Source organism: Parvularculales bacterium (genome assembly GCA_036881865.1).
In the GTDB taxonomy this organism is placed as follows: Bacteria; Pseudomonadota; Alphaproteobacteria; order JAPOUT01; family JBAJNM01; genus JBAJNM01.
The window spans coordinates 1-20,373 of record JBAJNM010000021.1; the positions used below are offsets into that span (position 1 = coordinate 1).

The following is a 20,373-nucleotide window of genomic DNA, read 5'->3' on the forward strand; positions in this document are numbered from 1 at the left end:
CACGTTACCCGATACGGATACGGATCGGGATGCACTTGAATTCAAGCCGGTTGAAGGCAATCAGAAGAGCACCACAAACGGATCTTTCACAATCTCATCGGAAGGAAATTTGGTCTGGACGCCAACCTTGTCCACCTTCACTGGCACTGAAATATTCGATGTGGTAATTATCGACGATAAGGGCGGTGAAAAGACCAAACCGGTCACCATCACTGTTAATCCAGCCCTTGAGGCGACCGGGGGTGCAACCAAAGGGGTCTATGCGGCTTACGAAGACAACCCGATGCGCGATCCCGAGGGGCAGCTGACTTTCGCCGATCCCAACCGGACGGGCTACGACCTCCATGTCAAAAAGGCATCACTCCAGACCGCCGGCACAGCCATAACGGTTGATGACACCACCGTCACCCTTCAATACGGCACACTGACCGTCGATAAGAACGGCTACTGGGCATATGAGCTGGATAATACCAATGTCGCAGTCAACGCACTTGACGGCGATGAAGATGACAATGATGGAAATCTGGGATCATTGACGGAATCGATCACATTTACCTATAGCCGTGCTGATGACCCGCTGACAACAAATATCAATGAGGCTGCATCAGTGAGCAAAACCATAGATATCACCATCAATGGAGCTACTGATAAAAGAGGCCAACAACCTCCTAGGGAATATAGAGATACCACTGATGATTTATCATATATGTTATTTGTTGACTCGTATTGGAGTTTAACTGGTGGAAATGGTAACGACGTAATCCATGGATCAAATTACTCTGACGGCATTTATGACAGGGTAGGCGATGATTGGATATATACATATGGCAGTGACGATAGCTTTTATATGAACATAGGAAAAGGAAATGATGTATATGATGGTGGAACAGGGGATGCCGACAGTATCACATTTAATAAACACCCTTCGTACAGAACAAATTCATTTGCTATCCAATTTAAACTTAATGATGAAACTAAGTGGAAGTTCGATCCCTTTACTAAAAGCTGGTTGTCGAATGCTGATTCAACTTCAACGAATTATGGTGATTTCACATTTGTCCGCATGTGGATAGATAGCAATGGTAACGGCCTCCCCGATGTTGATGATGAATACAATTATCTGGCAAATATTGAACGAATGGCATTATTCAATGCATCAATTTCTAATGATGTCATTGAAGGCGGTAGTAGGAGCGATAATATTCATGGCCGTGGTGGTGATGATGTAATAAACGGCGGAGGTGGTGATGATGGGATACATGGTGGAGCAGGTGATGATGTTGTTGATGGCGGCGGTGGTATTGATACTTATCATTTATCTGGCTGGCGTGCAGGGAGTCATTATTCACTAAATATAAATTTAGAGGATAACACTCGCTGGAAGTTTAATGATGACAATGATGCGTGGGAGTCTGGGACAACGCCAGATTATACTCATTTTCGGATATGGCACGATCTTGATGATGATGGTGTGGAAGATACGACTGATGAATTTGATTACATCATCAATTTTGAAAAGTTGTATGTTTTTGTGAATGGTGGGAATTACAATCACATCGTTGGGGGAAGCAAAGGTGATAGGTTAGATGTGGATTTACAGGAAAGTAATAGCATTCTTGATGGTGGTGATGGACAGGATACGATTAGATTAAATTATAATATTTTAGGTGAAACCTTTAATGCCGAAACTACAACAAGGTGGAGGCTAGATTCTGATAATATTTGGACGCAAGTGAATAGCCCATCATTAAATGACTATATTCGGATATGGCTGGATAGTAATGGGAATGGTGAAGATGATGAATCTGATAACTACACTTATATTCGAAATTTTGAAAATTATGAAATCTATGCGATTTCAAACCTCGGTTACGATTCTACTGGCTCTGTAGGCAACGACTCCTTAGGTGGTGGCGGTGGAAATGATACACTTAGTGGACGCGGTGGCAATGATCATATTTTTGGGGGCCGGGGAGATGACCTGATATTTGGTGGTTCGGGCAGAAATACGCTAATTGGTGGAGAGGGAGATGATTATTTTGCGATTTATCAGGGGCCTCACAGCATTAAAATGTGCAATCTTAATGAGGTTCTAGATTTCAGTTCAGCTAACATTTCAGAATATTATGGTGGAACAAATACAGAAAGTGGAGATGATAAAGTCCGTGTTTACACAGATTTAGGGAATGAAACCACACTAGAATCCCTGAAATTAGCCGCCAATATTCGCTGGACACAAAATAGTGACTATAACTATGATAATGTTGAAGGAGACAGAAATTATTATAATGATAGCAGTTTGAACGACACTATCATCTATGATACTCGAGGTACTGATGATAAAAGTGATGATGTTGTTCTCATGGTTCTGCAAGATTTCGCCACTCTCTTCACAATGGCGTATTTCGATGTCCGTAAACATCCCATTACCGTTACAGGTTCTGATTCTGCTTATGAAGACAATTCATTGCGTGATCCCTCAGGGCAGGCAACTCTCGCAGACACGACGCTGACAGGCTATAGCCTCATAGTCGGTTCAACTGTAATAGCAACCGATGACACCGAGATCACCCTCGATTATGGAACGCTGACGGTCAATCAGGGTGGTAGCTGGTCCTATGCACTGGATAATGGCAATACATCTGTAAATACCCTTGACGGTGGAGACAGATTATCAGAGTGGGTAACATTCTACTATTCACGCCTTGATAATCTATCAACAACGAATGTCGATGAATCCGACACTCTTAGCAGAACCCTTGAGATCAAAATCAACGGCTCTACGGACGTGACCACGGCAAACAACCGTACTGCCACGGAAGATCTGACCTATGTGTCCACCCATACGTCAACCACCGAAACACTGACCGTGACCGGTGGTTCCGGAGACGATGTTCTCACTGGCTCTTCCGGAGCCGAGGCCTTCCTTGGCCGCGATGGTAAAGACCGGATCGATGGCGGCGGCGGGGATGATATGTTCTATATCTGCGCCGGTATGGGCAGTGATGTAGTCGATGGTGGCGCGGGTACGGGCGATGCGCTGTATTTCAACTATGACGGCGAAGAGACGAACACAAGCACCAAGGCCGTCACGTTTGACCTGAATGACGGCACAAGGTGGAAATACAGCGCTTCAACGCAAAGCTGGGGTTCCGCCACATCATCGAACCAGAACTACGCCACCTACAAGCATGTCCGCATCTGGGTCGACAGCAACGGTAACGGTGATGAAGATACTACGGATGAATACCACTATCTGACCGGGATTGAAGAAATTGCCGCCTTCCTGGGATCAACCCAGGATGATGTCCTTGACGGCGGAGCCGGGAATGACACGATTCATGGCTCCGGCGGTGATGACGTGATCAACGGCGGCGGCGGTGACGATCATCTTGGCGGCGGAAACGGTGACGATGAGATCGATGGCGGGTCTGGCAGTAACACGTATATCTCTCACTATGGGGCGCGGTCATCAGACCCCTATACGATCCACATAAATCTTGGTGATAAAACCCTCTACAAGAAGGATACCGATGGTGATTGGGATGACGGATCGGCATCCGATGGCCACACCCATGTCAAAGTCTGGTATGATCTTGGTAGCAACGGCAATGTCGATACCACGGACGAATTCGACTACATCACCAATATTCAAAAACTGGCCATCGTGGGCGGCAGCGGCAATGACAGGCTGACCGGTGGTGCTGATAATGACGATCTTGATGGCGGTGCCGGCAGTGACAATCTGAACGGCGGGGCCGGGGATGACACGCTTGCGGGCGGTGCGGGCCGTGACTTGCTGATCGGGGGCAAGGGCAACGATACTTTCGTCCTCAATCTGGATGGGGTTCTGGGCGACCTTGACGATATCCGTGATTTCAGTTCGGGCACGACATCAGGAAACCACCGCTACAATACTAAGACAAAGGGCGGGAACGACAAGATCGAGGTCGAGGTATCAGGTGGCTTGGCGGCTCTTCAGGCCAGAATTGATGCCGGGACTTCAACTGACTTGCTGGATGCCCTGGAGGACATACTCGATATAGATGTTTCCGTTGAGCGTTTTAACTACAGTGCCATCAACCTAAAGGGAGATGGTAAGAATGAAGGCAGTGATAATGACACCGTTATCTATGACACCAGTGGCGCAACGAATGTCGCGCTGGTGGTGGTGCAGGATTACACCCTGGCTTTCGAAGATTTCAGTATCGTTGAACCTGAAGTCGCCTGAGGGGCATAACCTCGGGACGTGTATCTGCTCCTCCGATACTTCTGGGGGAGGGTTGCCATAGGGCAGCAAACTTTCGCCCATCCTATAACATATGATGCTAAATTATAAATGGCCTTTCCCATCTCCCCTGCCTGCCAGGATAGTATGGTCTATTTTCCATCCACATACGCGTCAGCCATCTGATATATATTATTTCCATATATAATTTATGTTAACGATATTCTGTCAATTATGTTCAGTTTTCATGTTGTATGATATATTATTTGCTATTTGAAAATAAGCAAAAAATATCAATTTTTATTTAATTTATTACTGATTTCTATCCATCGATCATCAGTCATTTTATTTTTAAATTGATTTCGGTATTGTTTTACATTGTTGGCGACATTCGACAGTAATTCATCCCCAAATTCTGATAAATGTACTAAAACACGCCGTTTATTATTTGGGTCATTGATTCGATATACGAGTGCTTTTTTTGAGAGTCGGTCCACGTTCTTTGAAACGTTTGGCATATTTATGCCCTGTAGATTTGACAAAGTTGTCATGTCAAGACTCTTATTAGATTTAAGGCAAATCAAAATCAGCCATTCTTCCGGAGATATATCGCAATCCTTAATGGCGTCCTTAAGCAGGGCGCGCCATTCATATCGCAAGCGGAATAGCATTAAACTAAATGTAGCAATTTCTTTGTTCATGAGGAGTTATCGCACCTGTTAAATAACAGCACAGTTTAATATATGAGCATATAAATGTATATATTGCATTAGAAAATATAAGGTAATGGTATGGAAAAGCAAGATCAATAGAAACAATATAGAAACAATATAATCTAAATAATATAAGGGGTTAAACTTCTTTAGAACATGTTAGGCAATATTATCTTTGAGGAAATAAGTCTATAAAATCTAACAAAAGGTAAATAATACCACCTTATATTACCCATCCCATACTCGACAAATTTATATTTGTTTTCTTTAGAAAATATATTAAAAAGGCAATTCAAACCGGATGTGATGGGGCATTTATGCCGATGCATCCTTTGTTGTTAAATTGGTGCATTGGTTAGATTGAACTACCTAATTTAATTAATACGCTATACCAACATTTTATGACATCGTGATTATGTCAGGGCTGTTAACTTGGAGAGATCTTACAATGAAAAAGATAACTAACGACGATTTCAAAGAAATTGATGTTTCAAAAATTCATCTAAACCCCGACAATCCAAGACATAGACGCATCAATGATCAAAAAGAAGTGATCAAACACTTATGTAAAGAGGAAAAGATTTCTTTTCTGGCTGAAGACATAGCTGTGTCTGGTTTAAATCCAGGAGATAATTTCATCGTATTTCCATCAAATAACAGTGGCCATTACATTTGTGCGGAGGGTAACAGACGGCTATGTGCAATAAAATTATTAAACGATCCTGATCTTGTTCCGGAAAATTTAAAGAAAAGATTCTCGAAATTACCTAAGACAGATACCATAAGAACAATTCGTGCTGCAATTATTCAAGATCAAGATAGAATTAAATTTTGGTTAAATAGAATACACGGTGGTGAGGATGGTGGTCGGGGAAGAAGACAATGGGGTGCCGAGGAAAAAGCCCGAAACACGGGATATAATAAAAACGTTCATGCGATTTATTTAATGGATTTCGCGGACCGCGTTGGACTGATAACACCGGCAGAAAGAAAAGGACGCCTATCCACTGTTCAACGATATGTCACGGCAGGACCATTTCAATTAATTTGGGAATTATCTTTTGAGGAAACTGGAATAATAAAAACAACAAGAAGCAGAAATGATATTGCAATTTACTTAAACAAATTTATTAGAGATGTCGCTGGTAAAAAAATTAACACCAGAGCTAAGTCAAAAGACATTGCAAAATATTTGAAAGAGTATAATAAGCTAGACAGCATAGACAATGAAACCGTAGAGGCGTGGGAAATTCATACATTAAAGTTGCAGTTATCGAAAAAAAATAAAACAAAAGAATTAGGAAGATCCAATGCTAATGGACTAAGTAAGAAAACAAGCAAAGCTGCCAGCCTTATAAATTTATATTATGATGAAAACCTTGAAAAATCATTATCTGCACTTAATAACTATAAATTAATGCATCTCTACAATTCTTTGTGTAAGATTCATATAAAAGATAATGAATGTATGCTAACTGTCGGTGTCTGGTGTTTCTTAGAGACTTTAACCTCTATATGCGGTAGAAATGAAAATACTCCATTTATTTCTTTTCTTTCTAAATCAAAAATTAATAGTTTGGTTATTAAAAATAACTCAAAATCGATCAATGAAGCATTAGGTAGAATTTCACGCAATGGAAACACAACTAAACATGATGGAACATCCGGATCATTTAACGGCCCACAACTATATAATGATTTTGAAACAATAACCCCCCTGATTTCAAAGTTAGTTGAAGATGCAATTATTAATAGAGTTTCATAATTCTTTCAGTTATTACACTATAATCTGCTACGGTCGTTGATATGCCTAAAAGTTATTCCCCGCTAAGATATCCAGGTGGTAAATCATCGATTGCCCCCTTTATATCGAATGTGATCAACTTAAATCAATTCAATTTATATAGTTATGTTGAACCGTATGCTGGAGGTGCGGGATTAGCACTCAAACTCATGTTTGATGGCTATGTTAGTGATATTTACCTAAATGATATTGACCCCTCTATCTGGAGTTTTTGGCACATCTTACTTGAGTTTCCCGATGAATTTATTGGAATGATTAACGATACAAATGTGACTGTAGATGAATGGTATAAACAACGTGAAATTCATATAAAACAAGACATTTCTGACCCGTTATCATTAGGGTTTTCGACCTTTTTTCTGAATAGGGTAAATCGTTCAGGAATTATTTCCAGAGCCGGCGTCATTGGTGGACTCAATCAAGAAGGAAATTATAAAATCGATTGTCGCTTTAACAAAGAAACACTGATCAAACGTATAAATCGCATTAAACTATATAAATCACGGATTTATTTATCAAAATTGGATGCCGTGAAATTCATGAAAAAGACATCATTCCCCGATAATTCATTTTTTTGTATTGATCCGCCATATTACAAAAAAGGATCAGTGTTATATTCGAGTTTCTATCTTCCCAGTGACCATGAGGAGGTTTCAAGAATAATTGGGAATCTCAATCAGCCATGGATAGTCACATACGATAACGAACCATCAATACGGAGACTTTACAAAAACTATAGACAATTCACATTTGATATATATTACTCTGTCCATACCAAACGCACTGGGAAGGAGTTGTTAGTTCCTTCAAAAGGATTAAAAATTCCTCAAGACATTAGATCAAGGCAAATAACACCAATAAGGGGATATGCAATACTGTAATTAAAATGTGAAGTGACATGCCTTCATCCATTGGTCCACTCGCAATGTTAGTAAAATTAATGCAGTGCGGTAATGTTGCCACATGCAACCTGTCCATTTGGTTTATTATGACAGGTCGGTTCAACTAGAAACTTCCTTTCGGGAGTGGGTTCCCAATCTCCATCAAAAGGAATCCCATTTGGATGTCTTTTGTAATTCTAACATTCTATACCCACACCAACACCATTTGTTCGTGATATGATAAGTTTGATCAATTCTATATCACGGCATACAGCGTAACGTAATTATATCTCGCAAAATCAATATGTAATATTTGCCCGGTTCGGGTAACGGGCGTTACTATTCAGGGCGGTCGGCTGTCAGGTGGTAAAATTTGCGAATCGTGAAAGTAATGTTCCATCTAACCAGCAGTCAAACAGAGATGAATGCTTCCCACTTCAAGATAACTTTATTGTCTATGAACTTCGTTTCGTGGAACAAAGTAGTCTTTTTTTCATAAGGATGGGTAATATCAAGTAAGTTGTTGCCGTGTCTGATATTATACACTTGCCGAGTATAATTTAGTCACGTAAACAGTAGGATAAACATGTAATAGTAGTGAGTGATAACCATGCGTTTTGATCCTATAAACCCAAATTATGAAGATGATACACGCCAAAGTTTTACTCACATGACTGCACTAGCCACCTTGGGTATGGAGTTAAATGGTATTGCCCCGGGTCAAATTGAGCTTTTGCTGGTCAAGCACAAAAGTTACACCCAGCAGATGGGTTTTCTACATGGCGGAATATTGACCACGGGCTTGGATGGTGCATGCGGTTTAGCCGCTATGACGTTGACGCCGAAAAGTAATGAAATCATGACGATTGAACTGAAAACGACTTTCTTAGCTCCTGCCAGCCAAGTGTCTATCCTCTTCATCGGCACAGTCACAAAACCAGGGCGGCGTATTGTGTTTACTGATGGTGAAGCATTTGGTCTGGATGGTGATGACCGGGTACTTCTGGCAAAGATGAGCGCTACTATGTATTGTAAGGAGGCATTATGAGTAATGGTTTATTGATCGATTTTCCGGGGTTTGACCAGCACAAGGCCAATGATCATTGTTACCAATGCGCCCCAGACCCAGAGCGTATGAACCTCATCAAAGATCGCGAGCCCCCAGAATACACCTGCCAAGGTTACGATATAGCCTGTCTGACTGGCAAAAACCGGTCCGTAACGGCTCACGGCGTGGATAAACATCGTATAAGCTATTACGGACCCTAATCCGAGCCCTACCAAAGCTATATCAACTTCTGACATCTCCAGGCTTGGCCAGACAAAACTATTTGACCAATATACAATGGGCCCGGTTATCAATACTGCCGCAGTATTCATTCCCAGCGATAGCCGGACCGGCCCCAAAGCTACAGCTGACCTTGCCGCCAGGATGATGTTTTCCGCTGTGGAGCACAGGATCGCAATCATGACGAAAAGTATCCAGAATATGTCAGATTGATCGGGCAGGCTGTTTTCTGGTAACACAATCATCAAGATCGCGACCACACCCATCATAATTCTAGCATTTCTGAAGTCTAGGTTTCAGGCGAATCGCTCATTATCAGGGATTCATTATCTGCTTAGCATTTCAAATACTCACATCAGCAAATATATTTCATCCAGGTTCCTGTTTCATAAAAAGTCAATAAATATAGCCAGTTAGATTAGTGATATAATGTAAATACTATAAATAATAAATATTACTAAATAAATAATTTATTGACCAGGTGGATATATTGATTCGAAAATGACTGAAACTTTTAGAATGGGGAGAATTTCAGATGGCTACGATTCAAATCCAAAGAGGCGCAACTCCAGGCCAGACATTCAACGGTGGTGCGGGTGTCGACACCTATACCATCCATAACGACCTTGATCAGAGCGTCACTATCAATGACTCGGGTTCAGAAACCAACAACAAGATTGTTTTCAACACTGATGTAAGTGTTAGGAGAATTACAGAATATTCTCCTGAGGATGGTGTTCCGACACTGGCCTATCGGGTAACTCTGAATACGGGTGCTATAATCACTATTTATGAATTTGATAATTATAGTTATTCCGTAAATGGAATTGAATATACCAACGCGAATTTCATTTCAGAATTTAGCGAAGGCTTTGGACCTGCAAATATGATACCCAGGGCTATTCCAGTCGCACAAGTTACCGATATTAATACGCCAATAACTTTTTCTAGGGATGATCTTGGTTATAGTGATGAGGATGGTGACGATCTGGTATCTATAACCATTACCCAGCTTCCGAGTAGAGGTACCCTTACTCTTAACGGTGTCGCCGTTAGTACCGATCAGGTTATTGTTGCAGCTGAAATATCAAACATTATCTATACACCAGCAAATAGTCAGGCTGCACCCCATAATGCACCATACGAGGCCAATATCCAATTTACAGTTAATGATGGCATTTCGGATAGCATGGAAACCACAATGGCGATCACTGTCCATGCTATTGCTTTCACAGGTGCTGAAGAAGCCTACGAGGACAACCCCATGCGCGACCCTGAAGGTCGGGTTGCTCTTGTTGATACCACACTGACAGGCTATGCGTTAAGTGTTAAAAAAGATGCGGATGCAGCTACTGGTACTTTAGTTACTTCTGATAATACTACGGTCGCCCTTGAATATGGCACACTGACAATCAATTTAGATGGCAACTGGACATATGCTTTGAACAATAACGATTCCAGGGTTAATGCCCTTAATGGTGACGTGAATAATGATAATGATGGCACTGCGGGTACATTGGTGGAACGGGTCACTTTCACCTATAGTCGCGCTGATGATTTGACGACAGACGGTATTAATGAAGCCGGCACTGTGAATCGAACTTTGGATATAACAATACATGGTGCAACGGACCGTGTATTTTCTAATACAAACTCTAGTTATAGCCATCTAACCGGATCTTTGTCACTGAGTTCCGCTGATAACCTTCATCCATCGCGGATCTTAGAGGGTGGCAATGGGGATGATGTTTTTCATGGATCAGCTGGAATAAATACTATCGATGGTAATCTCGGTGATGACTGGCTATTCGGTTATGGTGGAAATGATGTTATTTTTATGGTCACAGGTGAGGGTGATGATGTTATTGATGGTGGTGAGGGTGATGATCGGTTATTAGTCAATTCTTCATATTCAGGAAGCTACAACTTCACAATTCATTTTGATCTTAATGATGATGTCAAATGGAAATTTGATGCATCATTGCAAAGTTGGGTTTCAGCTAATTCCACAGAATTGAACTATGATGATTATACATATGTTCGAATGTGGATAGATAGCAACGGTGACGGTGTCGCCGATGCTGGCGATGAATACAATTATATTACTAGTATTGAAAGGCTTTACATTTACTTTGCTTCAAAATCAGATGATGTTCTTACCGGGGGCAATGGTGATGATAGTATTAATGGTCATGCTGGCGATGACATAGTAAACGGTGGGGGTGGTAACGATAGGCTTATCGGACAGGCCGGTAATGATGTTCTGGATGGTGGTTCTGGTGTTGATACTTATGTCTCATCAAATATTTTTGGTGCAGAACGGTCAACCGACAATTACTCACTCCGCTTAAATTTTCAGGATACAACACGTTGGAAACAAGATTCATACGGCCAATGGACATCCGGGACATCGTCCGACTACACCCATATCCGTGTTTGGTATGACCTTGACGATGATGGTTTGGCTGAATCAAGTGATGAGTTTGATTATATTACAAACTTTGAACTAATTAGTATTTATGTTGCTGGCGGTGTCAATAACTCCATTATTGGTGGAGCAAATAATGATTCTGTAATTTCCGGCTTGAATAATAACGGTATCTATGACGGTGGCGGAGGTAATGATAATTTCTCAATTGTTGTCGATACTCATAGTTTTAGCTTTGATTTTGATATCTCGACAAGGTGGATGCTAGATAGGGATGGCATCTGGACGGAAGGTGAATCGGAAGACCACAATTATATAAGAATTTGGCATGATGCAAACGGAGATGGTGTAGATGATCCATCTGATAGTTATAATTATATCAGAAATTTTGAAAGGTTCACTTTTAGTAGTACCGGAGACTTCGATGATAATATAGCAGGTTCAAATGGTTTTGATGTTTTTGTTACCAGAGGCGGAAATGATATTCTTAAAGGCCGTGGAGGTGATGATTACCTTTCTGGCGGTGATGACAATGACATTTTATATGGTGATTCTGGAAATGATTTGCTGTTTGGCGGAATTGGCGATGATACGCTGTTTGGCGGTGCCGGTCGTGACTCGCTGCATGGTTCCTTTGGTAGCGATATTTATGTGCTCTATCAGGAGACCCAAGTCGCAGGCGAGGTTAATCTTGACGAAGTATTAGGTTTCTTCAATTCGGGCACACCAATAGGTTCAAATGACCGCATCCGTGTGGATACAAGCGCGGGGAATGAGACCACACTGGAAGCGTTAAAAAATGCTGCGAGTATACGTTGGACTCAGGACAGGGATTATGACTATGCTGACGGCGTGAGGCATGCACATAATCAACGCCATATAAATGATACTATCATCTATGACACCAATGGCACTGAATTCAATACAGGTGATGATATTGTGTTGATGGTTCTGATTGATTATAGCGACGAGCTGGCCTTATCCAGTTTCGAAGTTGTATAATCGGGTTATTAGGTATAATCAGCTCGTGACTCACCATTAAGACAAAGCAATGTTTTAAATTCAGTCATTTGTTTCCAAGCTTACCACAACAATAATCAATGATTACTTTGGCCTCACTGATTCCACCGTCGCCAATCAATCGTCATAGATGATAATTGCAGAAATTCACATGAGAATGTGTTCTCCACTGATTGTTACGTATTAATGACTTGTAAGTTAATGACTGGTAAGCGACTACAGACCTGTTTGTGAAATAATATTCCAAGACGTATTGCGGTCCCGTCCTATTATCGGGACTACAGTGTGTATCAGTGTGACCAATGGCATCGGCTAGTTCCGGCATGGAGCGGTGATTTATGTCATTGACAGTTTACCCGAATCGGATTTTACGTCCATTTCCTCAATAAATTCAACCTTACGGCCTACCGCCCCTGCAGGTAATTCTGGCGTAGTAGGAATTTATACACCTGTTTCTAACTCTGCCATTTTTCGGTTGGTAAGAATGGTGCTTTACTCTAACTGTTGGTTTTTCGTTTGCATGGCCACGTTCATGCCTGCCCCTCCAAGACCAAGGCAGGCCATACAATTTCCAAATATCATTCCTTCCTGCGTGACCAATCCTGTCATGATTAGAAATTCATGATCTATAGTTTTGTGGTTCGGGCGGTCGGGTCACCGACAAATCTGGTATAAATTCAAATAGTTAGACGGTAGCTGCGCAATGAAAAAAACATATAAATAATAATTGACAAAAACAATAATGTAATAATAACATTTATAAAAACGTAATATTTAAAGGAATATTACGGTCAGAAACTAAATTCGATAGGGAGACTTCAGATGCCAGTAAAAACACCGATTGACGTGGGCGGCACACCGTCCAGCACAACTCCTTTGGATGGCGGTGCGGGTGACGACACCTATAACGTCATGGCGGATCTCGCCGGCAATGTCACCATCAATGATAATGATGGCGCGAACAAGATTGTCTTTAAAGAAGGTTTCACGGCCAAAAATGTTGAATATATCTCTTTCTTCGGCTCCAATATCGGAATAAAGGTGATCCTGAAAGATGATGATACAGATGATACCAATGATGTTGTGATCAGCATCCAGGGGCTTGCTAACTACACTTATGAGGTTTCAGATAGGACTTACACGTCTTCGGAATTTGTCACAGAATTTCTTAATAAGGGGTTTGAAGTGGCAGGCGAGAAAAGCCTGCCGGAATTTGGCACGATCCCATCGGGGCTTAACATCGATGAGGTTGCCCGGGGCTCGGATACGGTTACGAAGCAGGTCGGCCGGATAGCTGCGATGGATGCCGATGGCGACACGTTAGAATATGAAATCGAGAGCGCCAGGGACCAGCTTGGCAACGCCGTGACCGGATTTTCCATCGATGCGGAAGGCAATGTCACCTATACGGGCGGTGACAGTCTGGACGGCGATACGATCACTGAAGTTGTACTGTCAATCAGGGTCTCGGACGGCACGACGGAAACGGACGGCACGAAAGTGTGGACGGCGGCTAATGTCACCGTCAGGATCAACGACATCAATGATGAACTCCCCGTGTTTCTCTCCAGCACCAAGGGCACCGCCCTGGTGGAGAACACGGCCATTACGGGCGGGGCGGATGGCGATGTCATCTACACGGCCAATGCGCGCCCTGACCTGATCGCTGTTGAATGGGAGATGAAGGATAAGGATACCAGCCCGTTCATGATCGATGTGACTACCGGTCAGGTGCGGTTCAAGGAAACCATCACACCAGACGCCGATGGGACAAACTCCTCCTACACCTTTACGGTTGTGGCGAAGTCGAGAGATGTGAGGTCGGAGCAGACCGTCACGATCGATGTGACCGACCTCAATGACGAACTTCCCACGATCGGCCCCGGCACGGCAGGTGTCGCCCTTGTGGAGAACACGGCCATCACGGGCGGGGCGAGTGGTGATGTCGTTTATACGGCAGATGGTGAACATGACATGACCCCTATCACCTGGTCGCTGAAGGATGCGGAGAAAAGCCTCTTTATGATCGATGCGACCAGCGGTGCGGTGATGTTCAAGAAAACCACCACGCCTGATGCCGATATCGAAGGCACCCGCGACACCTTTGCCTACACCTTCACCGTTGTTGCGACATCGGGCACCCTTACCCCTCAGGAGAAAGAGATCACGCTCACGGTTGTCGACCTCAATGATGAAGACCCCACAATCACCTTCACTGGGCCCGTCCCGTCCATTGACGAGAACACGGCAAAGGCCGGCTATCAGCTGGTCAACGGGCAGGCCACGGGCGATATTGTCTATACGGCGGCGGGTTATGCGGACCTGGATACGGACGTGGATACGAGCAGCATCATCTGGTCGCTGGTTGTGGGCGTTGACGATGCCGATGATTTTGTGATTGATGCTAGTAGCGGTAAAGTGTGGTTTGCAGCTGACACCACGCCGGATCATGAAGCTAAAACTTCCTACAATTTCACGGTCAAGGCGACGGCAGGGGGGCGTGAGTCCACTCAGGCGGTCCGGATCGAAGTGAACGACCTCAATGATGAGGTGCCGGTATTCAACAACACCGAAACCGAAAAAACGGTGGCGGAGAACAGCACGGATGCGTTCTTCACGGCTTCGGCAACCTCCGATGTGGCAGGAGATGAGCCCACCTATTCGGTCACTTCTGGTGATGTTGATGGTGGTGGTGTCTATACTGCGGGGGGGACGAATTATGTCACGATTGATCCCTCATCGGGGGCTGTCCGGCTTACAACCGAAGCCGATTTTGAGACCAAGCCGGTATTCAGTTTTCAAGTCACAGCCACGGAGGGCGCACTTCAGAGCACCCATGTCGTCACGGTGAACCTGACGGATGTGGATGATGCGCCTCCGGAATTCACCAGGAAGACCCTGCTGATCAGCCCGGGCGAAACCGGCACGTTCGTTCTGTCAGAGGAAAACATCGCCGCCACCGATGACGACACGGAGAATCTCAACCCGGTATACGAAATCAGTTCACTGCCGGCGGGGATCACCGTCAGGAAGGATGGCGTCGCCTTGGCCGAGGGCAGAACGTTCACCGGCAGCGATCTTCAAAACGGGGCGGTCACCCTGACCGTCACCGATAGCGGCGCTCTGACAAATTTCAGCCTGACCGTCAGCGACGGTCCCGATGCCAGTGATAATACCAGTGATCCGGAACCCTTTGTCTTTGAATTCCGCGAGACTGCCGATGTCGTCGCCAAGGACACCAGAACGACAGAAATCGGTCAGGGCAACACGGCGAGTTTCTCCGATGTCACCGATAAAAACCTCTACATTGATGCGGGGGCCGGGGATGACGACATCACCGGGTCCGACGGGTCCGATGAGATCATCGGCGGGCGCGGGCTTGACACGATCAGACTCGACGGCAACACGGCGGCTGACAATACCGGGGACAGTGACATCGTCACTTATCATGTCGGGGCCGGATACAGTGCCGCAGATGGCGGTGACGGCAACGCGGATGACGATGATGAAGTGGATCTTGTTGAAGATTTCAATCGGGAAGAGGATGTCCTCAAGCTGAAGGTCCTGAGCAGCGACACGAGCCTTGAAGATGTCGGAACCTACCTTTCCGGGGGCAAAAGACCCGTAGGGTCATCCGGTGAGGACTATCTGGTGCTAAAGGCTGTTGTGGGTCTTGATTCCGGGTCGCCCGTCATCACCGGCATTACCCTTGAATTTAACGGCTCGGGCATGCATGGCGACCGCAGCGGCACCCTCAGGATCGAGTTTGACCAGGCCATGACGTACAGCCAGTTTGTAAGGGTCCTCAGTGTCACCGACAGCAGCGGGGCCACCACGACGGCGAGTGTTAACGGGTCCACAGGACAGATCAGTGACCCGGCCGTGCTGGAGAATATACTGGGCGGGAAAGGGCGCCTTGTCGTTGAGGTTGACGAACTGGCAACGGCCATTACCGTCGGGAACACTACAGATCCAATCGATGAGAATACGGTCATTCATTCCTCCAACAGCAAGGTCGGGGATATCAACATTACCGATGCTGACGGCGGCAGTTCCGGGACGCTGGAACTGGTGGGAGACGATGCGGCCCTGTTCGAGATTGACGGCCGGGTGCTCAGGCTGGTGGAGGGGGCAGAACTCGACCATGAAACCAACCCGACACTCAATGTCCGGGTGCAGCTTGCGGAAAACACCAGCGTCTTTACCAATGTTGCCATCCAGGTGACCAATGTCAATGAAACTCCGTCGGTGCCGGTTCAAGGAGCGTCACCGACGCCGGATGTCACAGTCGATGAGTCGGTTGTGCACACTTTCAGGGACACTGACTTCAGGTATTTTGATCCCGATGGGGACACGTTGCATTCGGTGACCATCACTTCGCTGCCGTCACAGGGCACGCTGGTTATTGTTAACGCCATCGCCAACACTGAGACGGAATTGACTTCGGCCAACCTCTCCACCTATGGCACGGTTCTTGCGGCCAACATCGGGAATCTGGTCTACAGGCCTGCCTCGACCGAAAGGGCAGACCACACGGTTGAGATCGGCTACAGAGTGAGCGACGGCGAGCTGATCAGCGCGGAGGGAACACTCAGCATCCGGGTGACGGCGGATGATGATGTCGCTACGGTCATTGATATAGAGAACGCCACTGCCTCGATCTATGAGAATGCGGATACGACATCCGCGACCAAGGTCGGTGATATCACCTTCACCGATCCCGACGGGGGCAGTTCCGGGACGCCACAGCTTGCCCAAACGGGCGATTACGACATGTTCGAGATCTCCGGCAGTGAACTCAGGCTTAAGGCGGGGGCAAGTCTTGACTATGAGACCAAGAACACGCTCAGTGTCCGAGTGCAACTTTCTGAGGATAATACCGTCTTCACCAATGTTGCCATTCAGGTCACCAATGTTAATGACACGCCTCCCGAGATTACTTCAGACTCAACAGGTACAGCTCTTCCCGAAGGCACTGAGGTGCTGACAACCGATGCCGTCTATACGGCGGACGGAACCTATGATCTCACCCCGATTATCTGGTCGCTCAAACAGAACAACTCTGATGATGCGGGGCTGTTTGACATCGACAGAATAACGGGCCGGGTGACTTTCAAGACCGACAAAACAGCGGATGAAAGAACGCCGGACTATGAAACGAAAAATTCGTATGCCTTCACAATTGTCGCGAGATCGGGAACCCTTGCCCCGGTAGAGCAGGATGTCACGGTCGCTGTGACCAATTTCGATTTTGTGGCTGGTGACATCACCATCGGTACGGTGGCCCATCCCAATATTGTCCAGGCTGATGTAATCGGGGCTACCGTAGGCACCGCCAGCGTGCCCCGGCATCCCGGGAAGACAATCACCTATGATCTGGCCGAAGCGGACAAGACCCACTATCAGATTAACAACAACGGTGTGATTACGCTCATCCAAGCGCTTCCCGATACTATAGAGACTACGGACAGCATCACGGTTATCGCCAGGATTGAGGCTGAGAATCTGGTGGAAACCGCCACCAAGACATTTGCGGTCAACAGGTTGGTTGTTGATGATCCTAGAGACCATGAAACGTTTGAAGGGAAGAGTCTCGCCATTAATCTGGAACCGCCGCGTGACCCAGAGGGAGACGTGTTATCATTCGTGTCGGTAAACATTTCTGTTAGGACTGCAAACGGATCCTACATGTTCACGAATGGGGACCTGGTCTGGACACCGGTTACCGGCTTCACCGGAACAGAAACATTCTCTGTGAATGTTCAGGACAGCAGGGGTGGTGTGACATCGGTTGGCTACGAAGTCCTGGTCAATCCGACCATCGGGTTAACGGGCGGCATCACTGACGGGGTTTACCATGCCTTTGAGGACAACCCCATGCGTGACCCTGAAGGTCAGGTGGCCATAGCCGACCCTTCCGTGACGGGTTATACCCTCACGAGTGTTACGAAGGCGGTTGGTGTTACTGCAGCTCCGGTCGTTTCAAACAATTCTAAGACGGTTACACTTGAATACGGTGAGTTGACATATAACTCGGAAGGCAGATGGTCATACGACCTGAATAACAGTGACGCTAGGGTCAATGCTCTTGACGGCGATGATGATGACACTGATGGAGGTCTGGCCACATTGACGGAGCAAATCACCTTCACCTTCACCAAAGGGGCTGAAACTCTTAGCGAGACTGTGGATATCACAATTCATGGAGCGACGGAATTCTCGCTCTCAGGAAATAGAAAATATAATGAAGATCTCTCAATAATAGGTAACGAAGTAAATTCTTTTAATACACAAATTTATGAAGGTAAATCGGGGGATGATATTTTTTATGGATCTAGCAACTCGGAATCAATCCGAGGGCGACATGGTAATGACTGGCTCTTTGGTAATGGAGGTGGGGATACATTTTTTATTTTTGCAGGACAAGGTAATGACGTCGTTGATGGAGGCTTACAGACTGATGCTTTGTGGTTCAACTACAACTACAATTCCATAAATAGTATTAAATTTGATCTATATGATGATACCAAGTGGAAGTTTGATTCCTTTAAACAAGAATGGAGTTCAGCGGATTCAGATGACCAAGATTATGGAGAATATAATTTTGTCCGTGTTTGGGTAGACAGAAACAATGATGGGATAGGTAATGCCGATGATGATGGCGATGGAATCATTGATAGTGATGCTAATGATGAATATCACTACTTAAAAAATATTGAATACTTGAGGTTTTATGGATCCAGACAAGCTGATGTTATTTCAGGTGGAGACTCAAGCGATACAATATATGGGCACGCAGGTAACGATATTCTTGATGGTCGTGAAGGGCATGATACTTATGGAGAATGGCATCAATCACAATACAATAAACTTTATTCTGTCCACTTAAATCTTGGGGATAATGCCCGTTGGAAAATGAATGCTGATAGCACTTGGAGTTCAGGTAAAGGGGATGATTATACTTATATACGAGTGTGGTTTGATTTGAATGACGATGGTGTTGAAGATGCCTCTGATGAATTTGACTATATAACTAATTTTGAAAGAGTTTATATTCATGGTGGCGGTGGTTTTAACAATCATATCATTGGTGGAGATGGAACTGATTGGATATATTCATATTTATTTCAAAGTAATAACATTAAGGGTAATACTAGTATTTATGATGGTGCCGAAGGTGGTGGTCATTTCTTCATCTACCACAAAGACACAAATAACCCAGGTAATGTTTCATTTGATGCAGAATCTGCAACAAAATGGAAGCAAAATGAAGAAGGAAGCTGGGTTTCAGGCATCACCGAAGACTACACTTATAGTCGACTATGGCATGATGTGAATTTAAACGACACTGGGGATGTGACTGATAATTACAATTATTTCCGTAATTTTGAGAGATTCATTTACAGGGACCAATCCGGTAGTAATGACAATATAGCTGGATCAGGAGACTATGATTACTTTGATGGTGGAGATGGTAATGACATTCTTATTGGTCGAGGTGGTGGTGACTACTTATCAGGCGGCGATGGTGATGACACATTAGACGGGGGTTCTGCTTCAAAAGCTCTAAAAGGCGGCAAAGGCAATGATATTTTTGTGCTGTATCAGGGGCCTGTAGGTACTAGGAATAAAATATTCGACGGTGTCAGCGACTACAGTTCAGGCACAGCTTCAGGCGAAGAAACATTTAATGGTACAGTATATGGTGGAAATGACAAGATACGGGTCGACTTAGATAGTGCGGATGTTGTTCGTATTCAAAATTTAATCACAGCTGACAGAAAGGATGATGCTCTTGACGTTCTGAAATCTACTGCCAATCTCCGTTGGACTCAAGATAGTGATATTGGTGGTGGGGGAACATGGCAAGGCAATGACACCAGTAAAAAGGATACTGTTATCTATTTCACAGAAGATCCTTCAAATGAAATAGTGATAATGGTTTTACGTGATTTTACTGAAGATTTAACTATAGATAACTTTGAGATTATTTGATCAATCCATGTTAAGT

At 44.6% G+C, this 20,373-nt stretch carries 8 protein-coding genes; 6 read left to right on the forward strand and 2 right to left on the reverse strand.

Annotated elements, in window-relative coordinates; genetic code table 11:
• Positions 1-4,231 (forward strand): VCBS domain-containing protein (locus V6Z81_06055; GenBank protein MEG9862049.1); only part of this gene is annotated, 4,231 nt, incomplete at its 5' end.
• A gap of 290 nt (positions 4,232-4,521) precedes the next feature.
• On the opposite strand, the gene V6Z81_06060 is transcribed toward V6Z81_06055, so the two are convergent.
• On the reverse strand, positions 4,522-4,929 hold the full coding sequence (locus V6Z81_06060) for a MarR family transcriptional regulator (GenBank protein MEG9862050.1): 408 nt from the start codon (positions 4,927-4,929) through the stop codon (positions 4,522-4,524).
• A 460-nt stretch (positions 4,930-5,389) separates the two neighbouring features.
• Here V6Z81_06060 and V6Z81_06065 point away from each other — a divergent pair, with 460 nt between their 5' ends.
• From V6Z81_06065 to V6Z81_06075, 3 genes are all read left to right on the forward strand, one after another.
• Entirely contained in the window at positions 5,390-6,706 is a 1,317-nt protein-coding gene (locus V6Z81_06065; protein ID MEG9862051.1) for a hypothetical protein, read from the forward strand.
• A gap of 41 nt (positions 6,707-6,747) precedes the next feature.
• On the forward strand, positions 6,748-7,626 hold the full coding sequence (locus tag V6Z81_06070; GenBank protein MEG9862052.1) for a DNA adenine methylase: 879 nt from the start codon (positions 6,748-6,750) through the stop codon (positions 7,624-7,626).
• Between the two features lie 610 nt (positions 7,627-8,236).
• On the forward strand, positions 8,237-8,674 hold the full coding sequence (locus tag V6Z81_06075) for a PaaI family thioesterase (GenBank protein ID MEG9862053.1): 438 nt from the start codon (positions 8,237-8,239) through the stop codon (positions 8,672-8,674).
• A gap of 8 nt (positions 8,675-8,682) precedes the next feature.
• Here V6Z81_06075 and V6Z81_06080 read toward each other — a convergent pair whose 3' ends face one another.
• Positions 8,683-9,183 (reverse strand): hypothetical protein, encoded by a 501-nt coding sequence (locus tag V6Z81_06080; protein ID MEG9862054.1) that lies wholly within the window; start codon positions 9,181-9,183, stop codon positions 8,683-8,685.
• 266 nt (positions 9,184-9,449) lie between these two features.
• Between V6Z81_06080 and V6Z81_06085 the strand changes: the two genes are divergently transcribed.
• Together V6Z81_06085 and V6Z81_06090 are read left to right on the forward strand one after the other, a co-directional pair.
• Positions 9,450-12,344 (forward strand): VCBS domain-containing protein, encoded by a 2,895-nt coding sequence (locus V6Z81_06085; protein ID MEG9862055.1) that lies wholly within the window; start codon positions 9,450-9,452, stop codon positions 12,342-12,344.
• Between the two features lie 840 nt (positions 12,345-13,184).
• Positions 13,185-20,357 carry a cadherin-like domain-containing protein gene (locus tag V6Z81_06090; GenBank protein MEG9862056.1) on the forward strand — a complete coding sequence of 2,391 codons (7,173 nt, stop codon included), beginning with the start codon at positions 13,185-13,187 and terminating at the stop codon, positions 20,355-20,357.
• Positions 20,358-20,373 lie beyond the last annotated feature (16 nt).